Consider the following 17,999-nt stretch of genomic DNA (forward strand, 5'->3'; position numbering starts at 1 on the left):
TGTGTGCTTTCCCACAAGGATCGATTCAAATGTCCGAGCCAGTCAAACTGCGCCCACACAACCAGGCCCATTGCAAGGACTGCAGCCTGGCCCCACTGTGCCTGCCTCTTTCGCTGAACCTGGAAGACATGGATGCACTGGATGAAATCGTCAAACGCGGGCGACCGCTGAAAAAGGGCGAGTTCCTGTTCCGCCAGGGCGATAATTTTGGCTCGGTCTACGCCGTACGTTCCGGCGCGCTGAAAACCTTCAGCCTCAGCGACAGCGGTGAAGAGCAGATCACCGGCTTCCACCTGCCCAGCGAACTGGTCGGCCTGTCAGGCATGGACACCGAGGCCTACCCGGTGTCGGCCCAGGCCCAGGAAACCACGTCGGTGTGTGAAATCCCGTTCGAGCGCCTTGATGAGCTGTCGGTGCAACTGCCGCAACTACGGCGCCAGCTGATGCGGGTAATGAGCAGGGAAATCCGCGACGACCAGCAAATGATGCTGCTGCTGTCGAAGAAAACCGCTGACGAGCGCATCGCCACCTTCTTGGTCAACCTGTCGGCGCGCTTCCGCGCCCGCGGCTATTCGGCCAACCAGTTCCGCTTGAGCATGTCGCGCAACGAAATTGGTAACTACCTGGGCCTGGCGGTAGAAACCGTGTCTCGGGTGTTCACTCGCTTCCAGCAGAACGGCCTGATCCGCGCCGAAGGCAAGGAAGTGCACATCCTCGACCCGATCCAGTTGTGTGCGCTGGCCGGTGGCGCAATCGAGGCCTGAGGCCGGTATTAGCGGGTATACTTGGGCATTCGTTTTCCCAGGATACCCGCAACAATGCACAGCGACGCCTTCGACCTCAAAGCCCTGATCCGCCCGGTAGTGGACTTCCCCAAACCGGGCGTCATCTTTCGCGACATCACCCCGCTGTTCCAGTCACCCCGCGGGCTGCGCTATGTGGCCGACCAGTTTATCGAGCGCTATGTCGAGGCTGAGTTCAGCCACATTGGTGCCATGGATGCGCGGGGCTTCTTGATCGGCTCGATCATCGCCCACCAACTGAACAAGCCGCTGATCCTGTTCCGCAAGCAAGGCAAGCTGCCGGCTGATGTGCTGAGCGAGGGTTACCAGACCGAGTACGGCGAAGCCTTCCTGGAAGTGCATGCTGACAGCCTGTGCGAAGGCGATTCGGTGTTGATCTTCGACGACCTGATTGCCACTGGCGGCACGCTGCTGGCGGCGGCCAACCTGGTGCGCCGCACCGGGGCGCAAGTATTCGAGGCGGCGGCGATCATCGACCTGCCGGAACTGGACGGGTCGCGCCGGCTGCAGGCAGCAGGTGTGCCGACGTTCTGCCTGACCGAGTTTTCCCTCAGCGAATACTGAGTATTCGGGGCCGCAAAGCGGCCCCAGCACTGCTGAATCAGAGCGAAATTGGCCGACGCCCGGCAAACGCATGGGCCAAGGTCCCACCATCCACCAGCTCCAGCTCGCCACCCAGCGGCACGCCATGGGCAATCCGCGATGCCACCAAGCCTTTCTCGTTCAGCAACTGGGCGATGTAGTGCGCCGTCGCCTCCCCTTCCACCGTCGGGTTGGTCGCCAGGATCACCTCGGTAAAGGTGCCCTGCTGCTCAATCCGCGCCATCAGCTGCGGAATGCCGATCGCCTCCGGCCCCAGGCCGTCCAGCGGCGACAAATGACCCTTGAGCACAAAGTAGCGACCACGGTAGCCGGTCTGCTCCACGGCATACACATCCACCGGCCCCTCGACCACGCACAGTTGCGTATCGTCACGGCGCGTGTCGGCACATTGCGGGCACAGCTCCTGCTCGGTCAGCGTGCGGCACTGACGGCAGTGGCCCACCCCTTCCATGGCCTGGGTCAAGGCCTGGGCCAGGCGCAGGCCACCGCTGCGGTCACGCTCGAGCAGTTGTAGCGCCATGCGCTGGGCGGTTTTCTGGCCGACACCGGGCAGAATACGCAGGCCGTCGATCAGTTGGCGGATGAGAGGGCTGAAGCTCATGGGAAAGGCCTGACAAATCAATAAGAGGCGGTTTATACCCAGCGGTGGCAGTGGCGTCAAATCAAGCCGGATTCAGGAATAATGACAGCGCCGGCTGCAACAGTGCACAAAAAAACCGCCGCTGTTGGTCAGCGGCGGTCTTCGACAGCGCAATGCCCTTAGAACGGCATCTTGAAGCCCGGCGGCAGTTGCATGCCAGCGGTCATGCCACCCATTTTCTCCTGGCTGTTCTGCTCGATCTTGCGCACGGCGTCATTCAACGCAGCGGCGATCAGGTCTTCGAGCACTTCCTTGTCGTCTTCATCAGTCGACATCAGGCTTTGGTCGATGCTGACGCGTTTGACGTCGTGACGACCGGTCATCACCACGCTCACCAGGCCGCCACCGGACTGGCCGGTAACTTCGGCGTTAGCCAGCTCTTCCTGCATCTTTTGCATCTTTTCCTGCATCTGCTGGGCCTGCTTCATCAGGCCGGCCATGCCACCTTTCATCATGGGGGTATACCTCGATTGGGTCATGTGATGCGGCCAAGCACTCGGCCGGCCGCATGGTTATCCGTTACTGGCCCTGATCGGCCAGGGCTTCTACAGGCTCAATAGTATCCTGCCGGACCTTGGCACCGAACAGCTTGATCATCTGCTGGATCAACGGATCTTGCTCGATCGACACCACTGCCTCGTGCTGGCGCTCGCTACGCTTGCGCGCTGCCGCCTGGGCTGGGGTTTCCTGCTCGGGCAGGATCAATTCGATGCGCAGATTCAGCGTGCGCCCCAAGTGCTGGTTGAGCGCATCGTTCAGGCGCCGCTGCTGGGTGGCGTTGAACAGCGCACCTTGGCCAGGGTCCAGGTGCAGCAGCCAGTCGTCGCCGTCGGCGGCGATCAGCGTACAGTTTGCCGCGATGTTGCCCGTCATCCCCGACACAGGCAACTGTGGGAATAATTCCAGCCATTGCAAGGCCAGGCCAGTGGCCGGCTTGGCCGCTGGCAACGGTTCGGCGACAGGCTTGGACACCTCTTCTTGGACGTGTTCGGCCAGTTCGTCCAGATAGCTGAAACCGACGGGGTCGCTCTCGCCGCCGTAATAGTCTTCATCCAGTGGCGGCTCGTCGTCGCGGTCCATGCCCACGGCGGCGTAGGCGGACGGGTCGAAGGGCGGCTCGTCGTGTGCCGTGCTGGCCTGCGGAGCTGGGGCGGCTGGCGCGGGCGCCGCTACTGGCGCCAGCGCTGGCACAGGCTCGGCCACGACTGGTGCGGGCGCTGCCGCGGGCTCTTCCCAAGGCAGGTCAATTACCTCGGGTTCTGGCTCTGGTTCTGGTGTAGCCTCGATGACCGGGACCGGCTCAGCGACCAGCACAGGCTCGACAGCCGGCTGTGGCGCGGGCTCGACCGGTGCGACAGGGGCCACGGCAACCGCTGGCGCTGCCACCGGCGTTGCAGGATCAGCTGTGGCCTGGCTGATCCCCACTGGCTTTAGTATCGGCTTCGGCGCGTCGTCGGTGTCGGCCGGCCGGAACGCCAGCATGCGCAGCAGGACCATCTCGAAGCCGCCACGTGGGTCTGGCGCCAAGGGCAGGTCACGCCGGCCAATCAGGCCCATCTGGTAATAAAACTGTACATCCTCGGCCGGCAAGGCCGCAGCCAGTGCCAGCACCCGTTCGCGATCGCCCTGGCCGTTGTCCACCGCCTCCGGCAGTGCCTGGGCAATGGCCACGCGGTGCAGCACGTTGAGCATCTCGGCCAGCACGCCCGCCCAATCCGGCCCCTGCTCGGCCAGGCTACGCACGGCCTCCAGCAAGGCCCGCGCATCGCCGTCAAGCAGCGCCTGCAGCACACCGTAGACCTGACCATGGTCAAGGCTGCCGAGCATCGCCCGCACATCGGCAGCCAGCACTTTGCCTTCACCAAAGGCGATGGCCTGGTCAGTCAGGCTCATGGCGTCGCGCATCGAGCCATCGGCCGCGCGGCCCAGCAGCCACAGGGCATCGGCCTCGAACGGGACGTTTTCGGCAGCCAGTACGTGGCTGAGGTGTTCGACCACCCGCTCCGGGCTCATGTTTTTCAGCGAAAACTGCAAGCAGCGCGACAGAATGGTGGCCGGCAGCTTCTGCGGGTCGGTGGTGGCAAGGATGAACTTGACGTGGGGCGGCGGCTCTTCCAGCGTCTTGAGCAAGGCGTTGAACGAGTGCGTAGACAGCATGTGCACTTCGTCGATCAGGTATACCTTGAAGCGCCCACGGCTCGGGGCGTACTGCACGTTATCGAGCAGTTCGCGGGTGTCTTCTACCTTGGTGCGGCTGGCGGCGTCGATCTCGATCAGGTCGATGAAGCGGCCTTCGTCGATCTCCCGGCACACCGAACAGGTGCCACAGGGCGTGGAGGTGATGCCGGTTTCGCAGTTCAGGCACTTGGCGATGATACGCGCAATGGTGGTCTTGCCCACGCCACGGGTACCGGTGAACAGGTAGGCGTGGTGCAAGCGCTGGTTGTCCAAGGCATTGATCAAGGCCTTGAGCACATGGGCCTGGCCGACCATTTCGCGAAACGAGCGCGGACGCCATTTACGTGCAAGAACCTGATAACTCATCGAAAAACCATCGTAGCCTGATCGAGCGGAAGATCGCTAATGCTAGCGGACCGGGGGCAAAATTGCACCCTGCGCAGCGTGGATACAACCACCCTGCTCGCATTGAGGAATGTGTCGCTCTCACGATTGAGCACCACCCGCGCGGCGCTTCGCGGGGCAAGGTTTGCCCGAAATCCCAGCGGCTGATGAAACTGTCGGTTGCAGGGGCATTGAGCGAGAGGCAACAGAGAACGAAGGCGTTCGCTGCAGATTGAGGTTTCGGACCCCAGAAATGGAGGCGGCCCCACCAGCCACACCCCGGCACTCGATGTTCCCGCTATGGCTGCTCCCTTCCGGGCCTGACCAGGTTAACGGGTAATCAATGCGGGGGGACCGATGGGGCCACCACAACATGGCTCGCTGAGCAGCGAGTGGCGCCATTGTACCGGTCTTGGGGGCAGATACAACCTCTGCGGCGAGAAAAAGTCATCACTTCTCAATGACTTGTCAGGGTTGAGGTGGCCTGGGCGGGCCTCTTCGCGGGTAAACCCGCTCCTACAAAGGCCGCGCAGGGCGTTAAACCGCGATGCCCTGCTCGCCCAGGAAGGTGACGAAAGCATCTTCATCGAGCACCTTCACCCCCAACTCGCTGGCCTTGGCCAGCTTGGAGCCCGCCCCCGGCCCGGCCACCACGCAGTGGGTCTTGCCGGAAACCGAACCGGCCACCTTGGCCCCCAGGCTTTCCAACTTGTCCTTGGCAATGTCACGGCTCATGCGCTCCAAGGTGCCGGTAAGCACCCAGGTCTGCCCGGCCAGTGGCAAGCCTTCGGCCACTTTCTTCTCGCTGCTCCAGTGCATGCCAAATGCCAGCAACTGCGCTTCGATAGCCCGCGCCAGTTGCTGATTGGCTTCATCCTTGAAGAACTCGCGCACGGCTTCGGCCTGCTTGGCCGCCAGGGCCTGGCGCAGGTCGATGCCGTCGGCGGCGATGATCTTGTCCAGGCTGTCGAGCTTGGCTACCAGCTTCTCGGCACCGGTCGGGCCAACCGAGGCGATGTCGAGCTTGGCGATCATCCCGGCCAGGGTGGTGCTGGCGGCGAATTCGGCAGCCAGTTCGCCTTCGTCCTGTAGTTGCATGCCGCTATCGAGCAGTTGCTTGATGACCTTGCGGTTGTGCTCATCTTCAAAGAAGTTGTGGATCTCGTGCGCAACCTCCAGGCCAATGTCCGGCAGGTAGGTGAGCACCTGCGGTAGCGCCTGCTGCACGCGCTCCAGGCTGCCCAGCGAGCGGGCCAGCACCTTGGCGGTCTCTTCGCCGACGTCCGGGATGCCCAGGGCATAAATGAAGCGCGCCAGGCCTGGCCGTTTGCTGGCTTCGATGGCATCCAGCAGCTTCTTGCTGGACACTTCGGCGAAGCCTTCCAAGCCGACGATCTGGTCGAATTCCAACTTGTACAGGTCCGCCGGCGAACCGATCAGGCCTTCATCCACCAGTTGCTCGACGCTCTTCTCGCCCAAGCCGTCGATATCCATGGCCCGGCGCGACACGTAGTGAATGATCGCCTGCTTCAGCTGCGCGCCACAGGCCAGACGACCGACGCAGCGGTACACCGCGCCTTCGCTGGTGGTTTCCTTGCCCTTGCTGCGCTTCACCAGTTGGGTACGCTCGACCTGCGAGCCGCACACCGGGCACGCGCTGGGCACTTCTACCGGGCGGGCATGTTCCGGGCGGCGCTCCAGCACCACCTGCATCACTTGCGGAATCACGTCACCGGCGCGGCGAATAATCACCGTGTCACCAATGCGCAGGCCCAGGCGGGCGATTTCATCCATGTTGTGCAGGGTGGCGTTGGACACGGTCACGCCGGCCACCTTGACCGGCTTCAAGCGTGCCACGGGCGTTACCGCGCCGGTGCGGCCAACCTGGAACTCGACGTCCAGCACCTCGGTCAGCTCTTCCATGGCCGGGAACTTGTGGGCAATCGCCCAACGGGGCTCACGGGCGCGGAAGCCCAGTTCACGCTGGGCGGCCAGGCTATTGACCTTGAACACCACCCCGTCGATCTCGTACGGCAGGCTGTTGCGCCGTTCACCAATGTCACGGTAGTAGGCCAGGCACTCTTCGATGCCCGCCGCATGCTTGAGCTCGCGGCTAATTGGCAGGCCCCAGGCCTTGAGCTGCTCGAGGGTGCCGATGTGGCTGTCGCCGATGCTTTCGGACAACTGGCCGACACCATAGCAGCAGAACTCCAGCGGGCGGCTGGCGGTAATCTTCGAATCCAGCTGACGCAGGCTGCCTGCGGCGGCGTTGCGCGGGTTGGCAAAGGTCTTGCCGCCAGCTTGGGCCTGGGCGGCGTTAAGCCGGTCGAAACCGGCCTTGCTCATGTACACCTCGCCGCGCACCTCCAGCACCGCCGGCCAGCCCTCGCCCTGCAGCTTGAGCGGGATATTGCGCACGGTGCGCACGTTAGCACTGATGTCTTCGCCGGTGGTGCCGTCACCACGGGTGGCACCCTGTACCAACTGGCCGTCGCGGTACAACAAGCTTACGGCTAGTCCGTCGAGCTTGGGTTCGCAGCTGTAATCGACCGCGCCGGGCTGGTCGAGGCCCTCTACCACACGGCGCCCGAACTCGCGCAGGTCGGCTTCTTCGAAGGCGTTGCCCAGGCTGAGCATGGGCACTTCGTGGCGCACTTGGCTGAACGCAGCCAGGGCCTGGCCGCCCACGCGCTGAGTGGGCGAGTCGGGGGTTATCAGGTGCGGGTGTTCGGCTTCAAGCGCTTTGAGCTCGTTGAACAGTCGGTCGTATTCGGCATCGGGCACGCTGGGCTCGTCGAGCACGTAGTAGCGGTAGTTGTGCTGGTCGAGCTGATGACGGAGCTCGTGGATGCGGGTTTCGGCGGTCATGGGATTGTCTTCTCTTGCAAAGCAAAAGAGCAGCCTGGGGGTGGTGCATGGGGTTCAGGGTATTTTTAGCTTGTGCCGGCCTCTTCGCGGGTAAACCCGCTCCTACAAGGGGCATCACATACCCAAGGGCGGCGATATACCCGTGTAGGAGCGGGTTTACCCGCGAAGAGGCCGGCACAAGCTACAACGATACCCGAACCGACCAGCACGCCCTCAGGCTGCTCTTTCGTCTGGATCTGTCAGCGCTTTTGGGTCAGCGCGCGGCGCTCGAACTCGACGATGCGCTGGCGGTAGTGCTCGATGGTCTGGGCGGTCAGCACGCTGCGCTGGTCGTCCTTGAGCTCACCGTTCAGTTCGTGGGCCAACTTGCGCGCCGCAGCCACCATCACGTCGAAGGCCTGCTTCGGATGACGCGGGCCCGGTAGGCCGAGGAAGAAGCTCACGGCACGGGTGCTGAAGTGGTCAATGTCGTCCAGGTCGAACACACCAGGCTTGACGGCGTTGGCCATGGAGAACAGCACTTCGCCGTGGCCGGCCATGCTCTCGTGACGGTGGAAGATGTCCATTTCGCCAAAGCGCAGGCCGCTCTCCAGAATGTTCTGCAACAGCGCCGGCCCCTTGAAGCCACCCTCGTCGCGCGAGATCACGCTGATGACCAGCACTTCTTCGGCCGGCGGCAGCTCCTTGACGCTGTTGCTGGCAGGCGCTGCACCACTGCTGCGGGTGTTGTCCGCGGCAAAGTCGTCATCGCTGTCGGCAAACAAGTCGGTCTCACGCGGCTCAGCGCTCAGGTTCAAGTCACCCTGCTGCACTTCAGCAGCAGCACGCTTGCCACGCTTGCTGGCCTTGGCTGGTTTGGGCTCGCGCTCGCGATCACGCGCAGAGGCGCTTAGCGACGGCAGATCGCTTTCGTCCAGCTCAGGTTCCTTATGGGCATCCAGCACCCGCGACGGGCCAAGCACTTCGGGGCTACCGCCCTCTTCGTCCGGCAGGTTGGTATAACTGCGATCCAGACGGAATTTCAACTTGCCTTTCCCGCCGCGCATGCGGCGCCAGCCGTCGAAAAGAATCCCGGCAATGACAATGATGCCGATGACGATCAGCCACTCGCGCAGACCGATTTCCATGTAATCCCGTGCCTCTATAAAAATATGCTTGAAAACAAAGGGTTCAAAGCCCTTTAACACGTGGCGCCAACTCTATGTTCTGACAGGCGTTTTACCCACGCAAAAAACGAGTGACATTAAGCTAGCACGACCAAAGACAACTTTACACCGTCTGTCGCACCTGACGGGGGCATTTCGCTACATAATGTGCCCCTATCGTCGCGCATCAGGCGTCGACCATGGCCATGGCCGCCTCCACATCCACAGCAACAAGGCGTGAACAACCGGGCTCATGCATGGTCACCCCCATCAGTTGGTCGGCCATCTCCATGGCAATCTTGTTATGGGTGATGTAGATGAACTGCACGGCTTCACTCATTTCCTTGACCAGGCGCGCGTAACGCCCGACGTTGGCATCGTCCAGCGGCGCATCGACCTCGTCGAGCATGCAGAACGGTGCGGGGTTCAACTTGAAGATGGCAAACACCAGCGCCAATGCGGTCAGGGCCTTCTCGCCGCCGGACAGCAAATGGATGGTGCTGTTCTTCTTGCCCGGTGGTCGCGCCATGATCGTCACCCCTGTATCGAGTAGATCTTCGCCCGTCAGTTCCAGATAAGCGCTGCCACCACCGAAAACTTTTGGGAAAAGTGCCTGTAATCCGGCATTTATCTGATCAAAGGTATCTTTGAAGCGGTTGCGGGTTTCCTTGTCGATCTTACGAATGACGTTTTCCAGGGTCTCAAGGGCCTCGACCAAGTCGGCGTCCTGGGCGTCCAGGTAGCGCTTGCGCTCGGACTGCTGCTCGTATTCTTCGATGGCCGCCAGGTTAATTGCCCCAAGACGCTGGATACGCGCGTCGAGCTGTTCCAACTCCTGCGCGGTGCCCTGCTCAGTAGCGTCGGCGTCAAGGGTGGCGAGTACGCCTGGCAGGTCATAGCCATCGGCCAGCAACTGCTCTTGCACGGTCTTGCGCCGCACGTCCAGGCCCTGGCATTCCAGGCGCAACTGCTCCAGCTGGCCACGCAGCAGCTGCGCTTGCTGCTCGGCCTGGGTGCGGCGCTTCTCGGCCTGGCGCAGTTCGCGGTCGGCTTCGTCCATGTGCAGGCGGGCCAGGCGCATCTCTTCGTCGACGCTCATGCGCCGCTCCAGCAGCTCTTCGAGCTTCAGGCGCAGCTCCTCCTGCGGTGCTTCACCTTCCTCCAGGTTCAGGCTCAGTTGCTCCTGGCGCTCGGTCAGGCGCGCGGCCTGCTGCTCCAGCCGTTCCAAGGCCTGCCGGGTGGAATCGTGCTGGGCGCGTAGCGAGCCCAAGCGCACCGCCAGCTGATGGGCGTGATCCTTGTGCTGGCGGGCGTCCTGGCGAACGCGGTCGAGGCTTTCGCGCAAAGTGTCGCGCCGAGCCATCAACTGTTCGCGCTGCTCGGTGTCCTGGGCCATCAGTTCCAGGGCCTCCTGCAACAGCAGGCGAGCCTCACCCAGTTGCTCGTGCTCAAGGGCGCGCTGCTCTTCCAGCTCGGCCAGTTCTTCTTGCAGCCGCCGGCGCCGCAGCTCGACCTGCTCGGCGCGGGCGCGGCTAGCCGACAGGTTGGCCTTCAGCTCGCCGTGCAGGCGGTTTTCTTCCTGGGTGCGGCGGCGCAGCTGTTCACGCTGCTCTTCCAGGCCCAGTTGCTGCTCGCGCAGGGCCTGCAGTTGCTGCTCTAGCTGCTCCAGCGCCGCTTCCTGCGCCACTTGCTCGTGGCCCAGGCGTTCGATTTCCTGGCCGCGGGCGAGCACACCGCCTTCGGCTTCACCACCACGACGTACCCGCAGGAAATGCCGGCCAAGCCAATAACCATCGCGGCTGACCAGGCTCTGGCCGGCGCCGAGCGACGCGCGTTGCGCCAGCGCCTGAGCCAAGCTCTCCACGGGCATGACCTGGCCTAGCCAGGGCGCCAGGTCGACAGGGCCTTTGACCTTCTCCAGCAAGCTGCCGGGCAACGCTGAGCCAGGGCTGCCGGCTTGCAGCAAGCGCAATTCGCCCTGCTCCAGGCCAGCGAATTCGAGGCGACTGAAATCGTCCACCAGCACCGCCTGTAGATCGGCGCCAAGCACCGTTTCCACCGCCAGCTCCCAGCCCGGTTCCACGCGCAACCCTTCGGCAAGGCGGGGTTGTTGCTCCAGGCCTTGCCCACGCAACCAGTCGGCAGCGCCGGCGCCTGGCTCCAGGGCTGCCTGCTGCAAGGCCTCGAGCGAAGCCAGGCGGCCGCCCAGGCGCTGCAGGTCACCCTGCGCCTGCTGCTGTGCCTGAGTGGCCTGTTGCAGTTGCTCGCGCGCACCTTCCAGGCGCTCGACCACCTGCTCTTCGGACAGTTGCAGTTCTTCCAGCAGCATTTCGCTGCTGGCCAACTGCTCGGACAATTCGAGCATCGCGGCGTCCTGCGGGTCGCTACCCAGTTGCTCGCGCTCCTCGCCCAGCTTGCGCTGGCGCTCGGCCTGGCGCTCGAGGCTGGCTTCCAGCTGCTGCAGGCGCGCCTGCTGCACTTCGGCTTGGCGGCGCGGCTCGGCGGAGCGGCTGTTGAAGCTGTCCCATTGTTCCTGCCAGCCGTGCATGCCTAGCTCGGCCTCTTCAAGGGCGGCGGCGGCTTCTTCTGCAGCGGCGAGGGTCATTTCCTGCTCGGGTTCGAGCATGGCCAGCTCTTCGCCCAGGGTGGCCAGCAGGGTGCGATCGTGGCCCAGGTGCGATTCGGTCTCCAGGCGCGTACGCTCGGCTTCCTTGAAGTCGTCCTGCAACTGGCGCAGGCGCTGTTGACCGTGCTGGATGCTCTGCTCAACCCGGGCGATGTCACCGGCCACCGAATAGAAGCGGCCCTGCACCTGGTTGAAGCGTTCGGACAATTCGTGATGGCCATCGCGCAGGCGTTCGATGCTGGCATCGGCATTGCGCTGCTCGGCCACCAGTGCCTCGTGGGACACATCCTGGTCGCCAATCACCGACTCGCGCTGGCGCACCTGTTGGTCCAGGTCGCGCCAGCGCAAGGCCGCCAGGCGCGCCTTCAGCTGGCGTTCCTGGGCTTTGTATTCGCGGTACTTCTCGGCCGCCTGGGCCTGGCGCTGCAGGCGCTCCAGCTGGCGCTCCAGCTCTTCGCGCAGGTCAGTCAGGCGCGCCAGGTTTTCCTGGGTGCGACGAATGCGGTTTTCGGTTTCGCGGCGGCGTTCCTTGTACTTGGAAATGCCGGCGGCTTCCTCGATGAAGTTGCGCAGCTCCTCGGGCTTGGCTTCGATCAGCTTGGAGATCATGCCCTGCTCGATGATCGAGTAGCTACGCGGCCCCAGGCCAGTGCCAAGGAAAATGTCGGTAATGTCACGTCGGCGACACTTGGCACCATTGAGGTAATAACTGTTCTGGCCGTCGCGAGTGACCTTGCGCCGGATCGAAATCTCAGCGTAAGCGGCATATTCGCCGACCAAGGTGGTTTCGCTGTTGTCGAACACCAGCTCAATGCTGGCCTGGCTGACCGGCTTGCGCCCACTGGAGCCATTGAAGATGACGTCGGTCATCGACTCACCGCGCAGGTTTTTTGCCGAACTCTCGCCCATCACCCAGCGCACGGCGTCGATAATGTTGGATTTGCCGCAGCCGTTGGGGCCGACCACGGCCGCCATGTTGCTGGGGAAATTGACCGTGGTCGGGTCGACGAACGACTTGAACCCGGCCAGACGAATACACTTCAGGCGCATCGATCAGCCTCGGGCCAGCGCCGCCAGCACCAGTTCGCAGCTGCGCTGGCCATAGGCGGTGAGCACCTCGCGAATGCGCGGCAGGTCACGGGCGACCACGGCGTCGAGCAGGCGGGCGAATAGCTCCAGGTAATCGATCATGTTGGCCTGGCGCTGGTCCAGCGACAGGTAGTAGGCACGGCTCATGGCCGGCTGCAGGTTTTCGACGGTTTCCTGCAAATAGGGGTTGTCGGCGAACGGATAGGCCGCACGCATGACCGCGAAGCTGTCGGCGACGAAGGCCTTGATGTCCAACTGGTCATGGGCGAGCTGTAAACGCTGCTGGATCTCCAGAAACGGGCGCAGGTCGGCATCGGTGCGCCATTTTTGCGCAACCGCGTTACCCAGCAGAATGTAGAACTCCCCCATCAGCCCGCACAAGCTGCGTACGCTGCGCTCATCAAGCTCGGTCACATGGGCCCCACGGCGCGGCAAGATCGCCACCAGGTGCCGGCGTTCGAGGATCAGCAGCGCTTCGCGCACCGAGCCGCGGCTGACGTTGAGGGCCTGGGTGACCTTCTGCTCCTGGATCCGCTCGCCTGGCGCCAGCTCACCACGGATGATGCGTTCGGCCAGGTAATCGGCAATCTGCTCGGAGAGGCTGTCCGGGGCCTTGAACGTCATGGTTTTCCTTCAAAATCATTGAACTGTACACAAGGGGCGGATTGTAGCGTACTTGCTCGCTCATCGCGCAGAGGGGCCGTGCGGTTTATTTGACCTGCCAAACCGCCAATTGGCCGGCGCGATCTATGCTTGCAATAGGGGCAACAGGTTCGGCCGGGTATGGACATGTTCATTTTCTTGACCTTTGAGTCAGAAAAATATTGACCAGCTGAACAGCTCTTGCTTAGAGTCCGCCCAACAACAATAAAACCCTTGCGAGGCCATCCCCGTGATCCAGTTTCTCGTCAACCAGGAGCTCCGTAATGAGCATGCCCTGGACCCGAACATGACGGTGCTGCAGTACCTGCGCGAGCACCTGGGCAAACCTGGCACCAAGGAGGGCTGCGCCAGTGGTGACTGTGGCGCCTGCACCGTGGTGGTCGGCGAACTGACCCAGGACGACCAGGGCAACGACAGCCTGCGCTACCGCAGCCTCAATGCGTGCCTGACATTTGTTTCATCCCTGCACGGCAAGCAACTGATCAGCGTCGAGGGCCTGAAGCATCAGGGCCAACTGCACAGCGTGCAACAGGCCATGGCCGATTGCCATGGTTCGCAGTGTGGCTTCTGCACCCCGGGCTTCGTCATGTCGCTATTCGCCCTGCAAAAGAACAGCAGCGGCCCCGACCTGCACCAGGCCCAGGAAGCCCTGGCCGGCAACCTGTGCCGCTGCACCGGCTACCGGCCAATCCTCGACGCCGCCGCACAGAGCTGCCGGCAACCCTGTCGCGACCAGTTCGATGCCCAGCAGGCGCAGACCATCAGCCGCCTCAAGGCCATTGCCCCGACCCAGACCGGCGAGCTGAACAGCGGCGACAAGCGCTGCCTGGTACCCCTGACCGTGGCCGACCTGGCCGACCTGTACAGCTCGCACCCCGAAGCACGGCTGCTGGCTGGCGGCACCGACCTGGCGCTGGAAGTGACTCAGTTCCACAAAACCCTGCCGGTAATGATCTACGTCGGCCACGTGGCTGAACTCAAGCGCATCGAGAAAACCGCCAGCCACCTGGAAATCGGCGCCGCCACCTCGCTCACCGATTGTTACGGCGCGCTGAACGAGGAATACCCCGACTTCGGCGCCCTGCTGCACCGCTTTGCCTCGCTACAAATCCGCAACCAGGGCACCCTGGGCGGCAACATCGGCAACGCTTCGCCGATTGGCGACTCGCCCCCCCTGCTGATTGCCCTGGATGCGCAGATCGTCCTGCGCCAGGGCGAGCGCCAGCGGGTAATGCCCCTGGAAGACTACTTCATCGACTACCGCATCACGGCCCGCCAAGACAGCGAGTTCATCGAGAAGATCATCGTGCCGCGCGCCACCCGCGACTGGGCGTTCCGCGCCTACAAAGTGTCCAAGCGCCTGGACGATGACATCTCCGCGGTGTGCGCGGCCTTCAACCTCAGCATCGAAGAGGGCGTGGTCAGTGGCGTGCGCATTGCCTTCGGAGGCATGGCGGCAATCCCCAAACGCGCCCATGCCTGCGAAGCAGCGCTACGCGGCAAGCCGTGGAACCAGGCCGCTATCGAACGCGCCTGCCAGGCCTTGGCCGAAGATTTCACCCCGCTCAGCGACTTCCGCGCCAGCAAGGAATACCGCCTGCTGGCCGCGCAGAACCTGCTGCGCAAGTACTTCATCGAACAGCAAACGCCGTACATCGAAACCCGGGTGACCGCTTATGTCTAACCATCACGTAGCCAAGAGCCAGGCCGAGATGGCCGAACTGTTCAGCCAGGACCTCACCAGCGGGGTCGGCCGCAGCGTCAAGCACGACAGCGCCGACAAGCATGTGACCGGCGAGGCGCTGTACATCGACGACCGCCTGGAGTTTCCCAACCAGCTGCACGTTTATGCGCGCACCGCCGACCGTGCCCATGCGCGCATCCTGCGCATCGATACCGCCCCGTGCTATGCCTTCGAAGGTGTGCGCATCGCCATCACCCACGAAGACATCCCCGGCCTGAAAGACATTGGCCCAGTGGTGGCCGGTGACCCCCTGCTGGCCATCGACAAGGTCGAGTTCTTCGGCCAGCCGGTGCTCGCCGTGGCCGCCCGCGACCTTGAAACTGCGCGCCGTGCAGCCATGGCCGCGATCGTCGAGTACGAAGACCTAGAGCCGGTCCTGGACGTGGTCGAGGCACTGCGCAAGAAGCACTTCGTACTCGACAGCCACACCCACCAGCGCGGCGATTCCGCTGCCGCCCTGGCCGCTGCCCCCCACCGTATTCAAGGCACCCTGCACATCGGCGGCCAGGAGCATTTCTACCTGGAAACGCAGATTTCCTCGGTGATGCCCACCGAAGACGGCGGCATGATCGTCTACTGCTCCACGCAAAACCCCACCGAAGTGCAGAAGCTGGTCGCCGAAGTGCTCGATGTGCCGATGAACAAGGTGGTGCTGGACATGCGCCGCATGGGCGGTGGTTTTGGCGGCAAGGAAACCCAGGCCGCCAGCCCGGCGTGCCTGTGCGCAGTCATCGCGCGCCTGACCGGCCAGCCGACCAAGATGCGCCTGCCGCGGGTCGAAGACATGACCATGACCGGCAAGCGCCACCCGTTCTACGTCGAGTACGACGTGGGCTTCGACGACGACGGCCGCCTGCACGGCATCAACCTCGACCTGGCTGGCAACTGTGGTTACTCGCCCGACCTGTCTGGCTCGATCGTCGACCGTGCCATGTTCCACTCCGACAACGCCTACTACCTGGGCGATGCCACCGTGCACGGCCACCGATGCAAGACCAACACCGCCTCCAACACCGCCTACCGCGGCTTTGGCGGCCCGCAGGGGATGGTCGCCATCGAGCAGGTGATGGACCACATCGCCCGCCACCTGGGCCGCGACCCGCTGGCGGTGCGCAAGGCCAACTACTACGGCAAGACCGAGCGTAACGTCACCCACTACTACCAAACCGTCGAGCACAACATGCTCGAAGAGATGACCGCCGAGCTGGAGGCGAGCAGCGACTACGCCGAACGCCGCGAGTCGATCCGCCGCTTCAACGCCCACAGCCCGATATTGAAGAAGGGCCTGGCGCTGACCCCGGTCAAGTTCGGCATCTCGTTCACCGCCACCTTCCTCAACCAGGCGGGTGCGCTGATCCATATCTACACCGACGGCAGCATCCACCTGAACCACGGCGGCACCGAAATGGGCCAGGGCCTGAACACCAAGGTGGCGCAGGTGGTAGCGCAGATCTTCCAGGTTGATTTCAGCCGCATCCAGATCACCGCCACCAACACCGACAAGGTGCCCAACACCTCGCCCACCGCTGCGTCAAGCGGTGCCGACTTGAATGGCAAGGCGGCGCAGAACGCTGCCGAAATTCTCAAGCAGCGCCTGACCGAGTTTGCCGCGCGGCATTACCAGGTGACCGAGGAAGACGTCGAATTCCGCAATGGTCATGTGCGCGTGCGCGATCAGATCGTCAGCTTCGAGCAACTGGTGCAGCAGGCCTACTTCGCTCAGGTGTCACTGTCCAGTACCGGCTTCTACCGCACGCCGAAAATCTTCTACGACCGCAGCCAGGCGCGTGGTCGGCCGTTCTACTACTACGCCTTCGGCGCCGCTTGCGTAGAAGTGGTCGTCGACACCCTGACCGGCGAGTACAAGGTGCTGCGCGCCGACATCCTGCATGACGTGGGCGATTCGCTGAACCCGGCCATCGACATTGGCCAAGTGGAAGGCGGCTTCATCCAGGGCATGGGCTGGTTGACCACCGAAGAGCTGGTGTGGAACGCCAAGGGCAAGCTGATGACCAACGGCCCGGCCAGCTACAAGATCCCGGCAGTGGCCGACATGCCGCTGGATTTGCGCGTGAAGCTGGTGGAAAACCGCAAGAACCCGGAAGACACCGTGTTCCACTCCAAGGCCGTGGGCGAGCCGCCGTTCATGCTTGGCATTGCAGCCTGGTGTGCGATCAAGGACGCCGTGGCCAGCATTGCCGATTACCGCGTGCAGCCACAGGTGGATGCACCGGCGACACCGGAGCGGGTGTTGTGGGGGTGTGAGCAGATGCGCAAAGCGCTGGCTGCCGCGCAGCCTGCCGAACAGGAACTGGAAACCGTGTCTCACTGACAATGCAGGGCCCTGTGGGGGGCGGGTTTACCCGCCTCCACAGGATCTGCAGCATGGCTTAGAGAGGTTGCATCATGCACCAATGGATCAACGCCCTCGCCGACCACCAGTCCCGTGGCGAAGCCTGCGTGCTGGTCACCATCATCGAGGAGCGCGGCTCGACCCCGCGCAACGCCGGCTCGAAAATGGTCGTCAGCGCCAGCGGCCTGTTCGACACCATCGGCGGTGGCCACCTGGAATACAAGGCCCTGCACATCGCCCGGCAAATGCTCGAAGAGCAGCGTACTACCCCGCACCTGGAGCGCTTCAGCCTAGGCGCCAGCCTGGGCCAGTGCTGCGGCGGCGTGACCGTGTTGCTGTTCGAACCCATGGCTGCCGTGCAGGCGCAGATCGCCGTGTTCGGCGCGGGCCATGTCGGCCGGGCTCTGGTACCCTTGCTCGCCGCGCTGCCCTGCCGGGTGCGCTGGATCGACTCGCGCGAGCAGGAGTTCCCTGCCTTGATCCCCGACGGGGTGACCAAGGTCATCAGTGAGGAACCGGTCGACGAAGTGGCAAGCCTGCCACCAGGCTGCTACTGCATCGTCATGACCCACAACCACCAGCTCGACCTGGAGCTGACCGCCGCCATCCTCAAACGCAACGATTTTACCTGGTTCGGCCTGATCGGCTCGAAAACCAAACGGGTCAAGTTCGAGCATCGCCTGCGCGAGCGCGGCTACGACGATGCGGTGCTGGCGCGCATGCGCTGCCCGATGGGCCTGGCCGAGGTCAAGGGCAAGCTGCCCATCGAGATCGCAGTGTCCATCGCCGGTGAAATCATCGCCACCTACAACGCCTGCTTCGGCCAGCACGACGCTGCCGCCAATGCCGGCCCCATTGCCCAGTTGCTGCCGCCCTCCCGGCGCAGCCAAGCCAATTGACGAG

Annotated in this window: 12 protein-coding genes and 1 other RNA gene; 5 read left to right on the plus strand and 8 right to left on the minus strand. The window is 63.4% G+C overall.

Features of this window, described 5'->3' with window-relative positions:
• Positions 1-29 precede the first annotated feature (29 nt).
• Both fnrA and DV532_RS17175 read left to right on the plus strand, forming a co-directional pair.
• Complete coding sequence (fnrA, locus tag DV532_RS17170) at positions 30-764, plus strand: Crp/Fnr family transcriptional regulator FnrA (protein ID WP_016711709.1); 735 nt, start codon at positions 30-32, stop codon at positions 762-764.
• Between the two features lie 54 nt (positions 765-818).
• Positions 819-1,367, plus strand: coding sequence for an adenine phosphoribosyltransferase (locus tag DV532_RS17175; protein WP_009683910.1), 549 nt, complete (start codon positions 819-821; stop codon positions 1,365-1,367).
• A gap of 37 nt (positions 1,368-1,404) precedes the next feature.
• On the opposite strand, the gene recR is transcribed toward DV532_RS17175, so the two are convergent.
• The 8 genes from recR to DV532_RS17220 form a co-directional block, all read right to left on the minus strand.
• Positions 1,405-2,007: a recombination mediator RecR gene (gene recR, locus DV532_RS17180; RefSeq protein ID WP_056801430.1), complete on the minus strand. Its 603-nt coding sequence runs from the start codon at positions 2,005-2,007 to the stop codon at positions 1,405-1,407.
• Between the two features lie 158 nt (positions 2,008-2,165).
• A complete protein-coding gene (locus DV532_RS17185; RefSeq protein ID WP_056801432.1) occupies positions 2,166-2,501 on the minus strand; it encodes a YbaB/EbfC family nucleoid-associated protein in 336 nt (111 codons plus the stop codon).
• Between the two features lie 64 nt (positions 2,502-2,565).
• Positions 2,566-4,590, minus strand: a complete 2,025-nt coding sequence (gene dnaX / locus DV532_RS17190) for a DNA polymerase III subunit gamma/tau (RefSeq protein ID WP_056801434.1) — start codon at positions 4,588-4,590, stop codon at positions 2,566-2,568.
• A gap of 281 nt (positions 4,591-4,871) precedes the next feature.
• Positions 4,872-4,968: signal recognition particle sRNA small type (gene ffs, locus DV532_RS17200), an RNA gene on the minus strand.
• 177 nt (positions 4,969-5,145) lie between these two features.
• Positions 5,146-7,476 carry an NAD-dependent DNA ligase LigA gene (gene ligA, locus DV532_RS17205; protein WP_056801436.1) on the minus strand — a complete coding sequence of 777 codons (2,331 nt, stop codon included), beginning with the start codon at positions 7,474-7,476 and terminating at the stop codon, positions 5,146-5,148.
• Positions 7,477-7,715: 239 nt separating this feature from the next.
• A complete protein-coding gene (gene zipA, locus DV532_RS17210) occupies positions 7,716-8,603 on the minus strand; it encodes a cell division protein ZipA (RefSeq protein ID WP_056801438.1) in 888 nt (295 codons plus the stop codon).
• A 205-nt stretch (positions 8,604-8,808) separates the two neighbouring features.
• On the minus strand, positions 8,809-12,297 hold the full coding sequence (gene smc / locus DV532_RS17215; protein ID WP_056801440.1) for a chromosome segregation protein SMC: 3,489 nt from the start codon (positions 12,295-12,297) through the stop codon (positions 8,809-8,811).
• Between the two features lie 3 nt (positions 12,298-12,300).
• Positions 12,301-12,960, minus strand: coding sequence for a GntR family transcriptional regulator (locus DV532_RS17220; RefSeq protein ID WP_056801442.1), 660 nt, complete (start codon positions 12,958-12,960; stop codon positions 12,301-12,303).
• 268 nt (positions 12,961-13,228) lie between these two features.
• Between DV532_RS17220 and xdhA the strand changes: the two genes are divergently transcribed.
• The 3 genes from xdhA to xdhC all read left to right on the plus strand — a co-directional run bounded on the left by xdhA (position 13,229) and on the right by xdhC (position 17,995).
• Positions 13,229-14,683 carry a xanthine dehydrogenase small subunit gene (gene xdhA, locus DV532_RS17225; RefSeq protein WP_056801444.1) on the plus strand — a complete coding sequence of 485 codons (1,455 nt, stop codon included), beginning with the start codon at positions 13,229-13,231 and terminating at the stop codon, positions 14,681-14,683.
• The gene (xdhB, locus tag DV532_RS17230; RefSeq protein ID WP_056801446.1) at positions 14,676-17,075 is read left to right on the plus strand and encodes a xanthine dehydrogenase molybdopterin binding subunit; all 2,400 of its coding nucleotides are present in this window, start codon (positions 14,676-14,678) and stop codon (positions 17,073-17,075) included. Before xdhA ends, xdhB begins: the two co-directional genes overlap by 8 nt.
• Positions 17,076-17,149: 74 nt before the next feature.
• A complete protein-coding gene (xdhC, locus tag DV532_RS17235) occupies positions 17,150-17,995 on the plus strand; it encodes a xanthine dehydrogenase accessory protein XdhC (RefSeq protein ID WP_056801448.1) in 846 nt (281 codons plus the stop codon).
• The last annotated feature ends 4 nt before the right edge of the window (positions 17,996-17,999 follow it).

The sequence above is a fragment of the Pseudomonas sp. Leaf58 genome, assembly GCF_003627215.1.
Taxonomy (GTDB): Bacteria; Pseudomonadota; Gammaproteobacteria; order Pseudomonadales; family Pseudomonadaceae; genus Aquipseudomonas.

Excerpts from the sequence above, each read along its gene's own strand:
- fnrA (WP_016711709.1), top strand. The coding sequence starts at position 30 with ATGTCCGAGCCAGTCAAACTGCGCCCACACAACCAGGCCCATTGCAAG.
- DV532_RS17175 (WP_009683910.1), top strand. The coding sequence starts at position 819 with ATGCACAGCGACGCCTTCGACCTCAAAGCCCTGATCCGCCCGGTAGTG.
- recR (WP_056801430.1), bottom strand. The coding sequence starts at position 2,007 with ATGAGCTTCAGCCCTCTCATCCGCCAACTGATCGACGGCCTGCGTATT.
- DV532_RS17185 (WP_056801432.1), bottom strand. The coding sequence starts at position 2,501 with ATGATGAAAGGTGGCATGGCCGGCCTGATGAAGCAGGCCCAGCAGATG.
- dnaX (WP_056801434.1), bottom strand. The coding sequence starts at position 4,590 with ATGAGTTATCAGGTTCTTGCACGTAAATGGCGTCCGCGCTCGTTTCGC.
- ligA (WP_056801436.1), bottom strand. The coding sequence starts at position 7,476 with ATGACCGCCGAAACCCGCATCCACGAGCTCCGTCATCAGCTCGACCAG.
- zipA (WP_056801438.1), bottom strand. The coding sequence starts at position 8,603 with ATGGAAATCGGTCTGCGCGAGTGGCTGATCGTCATCGGCATCATTGTC.
- smc (WP_056801440.1), bottom strand. The coding sequence starts at position 12,297 with ATGCGCCTGAAGTGTATTCGTCTGGCCGGGTTCAAGTCGTTCGTCGAC.
- DV532_RS17220 (WP_056801442.1), bottom strand. The coding sequence starts at position 12,960 with ATGACGTTCAAGGCCCCGGACAGCCTCTCCGAGCAGATTGCCGATTAC.
- xdhB (WP_056801446.1), top strand. The coding sequence starts at position 14,676 with ATGTCTAACCATCACGTAGCCAAGAGCCAGGCCGAGATGGCCGAACTG.
- xdhC (WP_056801448.1), top strand. The coding sequence starts at position 17,150 with ATGCACCAATGGATCAACGCCCTCGCCGACCACCAGTCCCGTGGCGAA.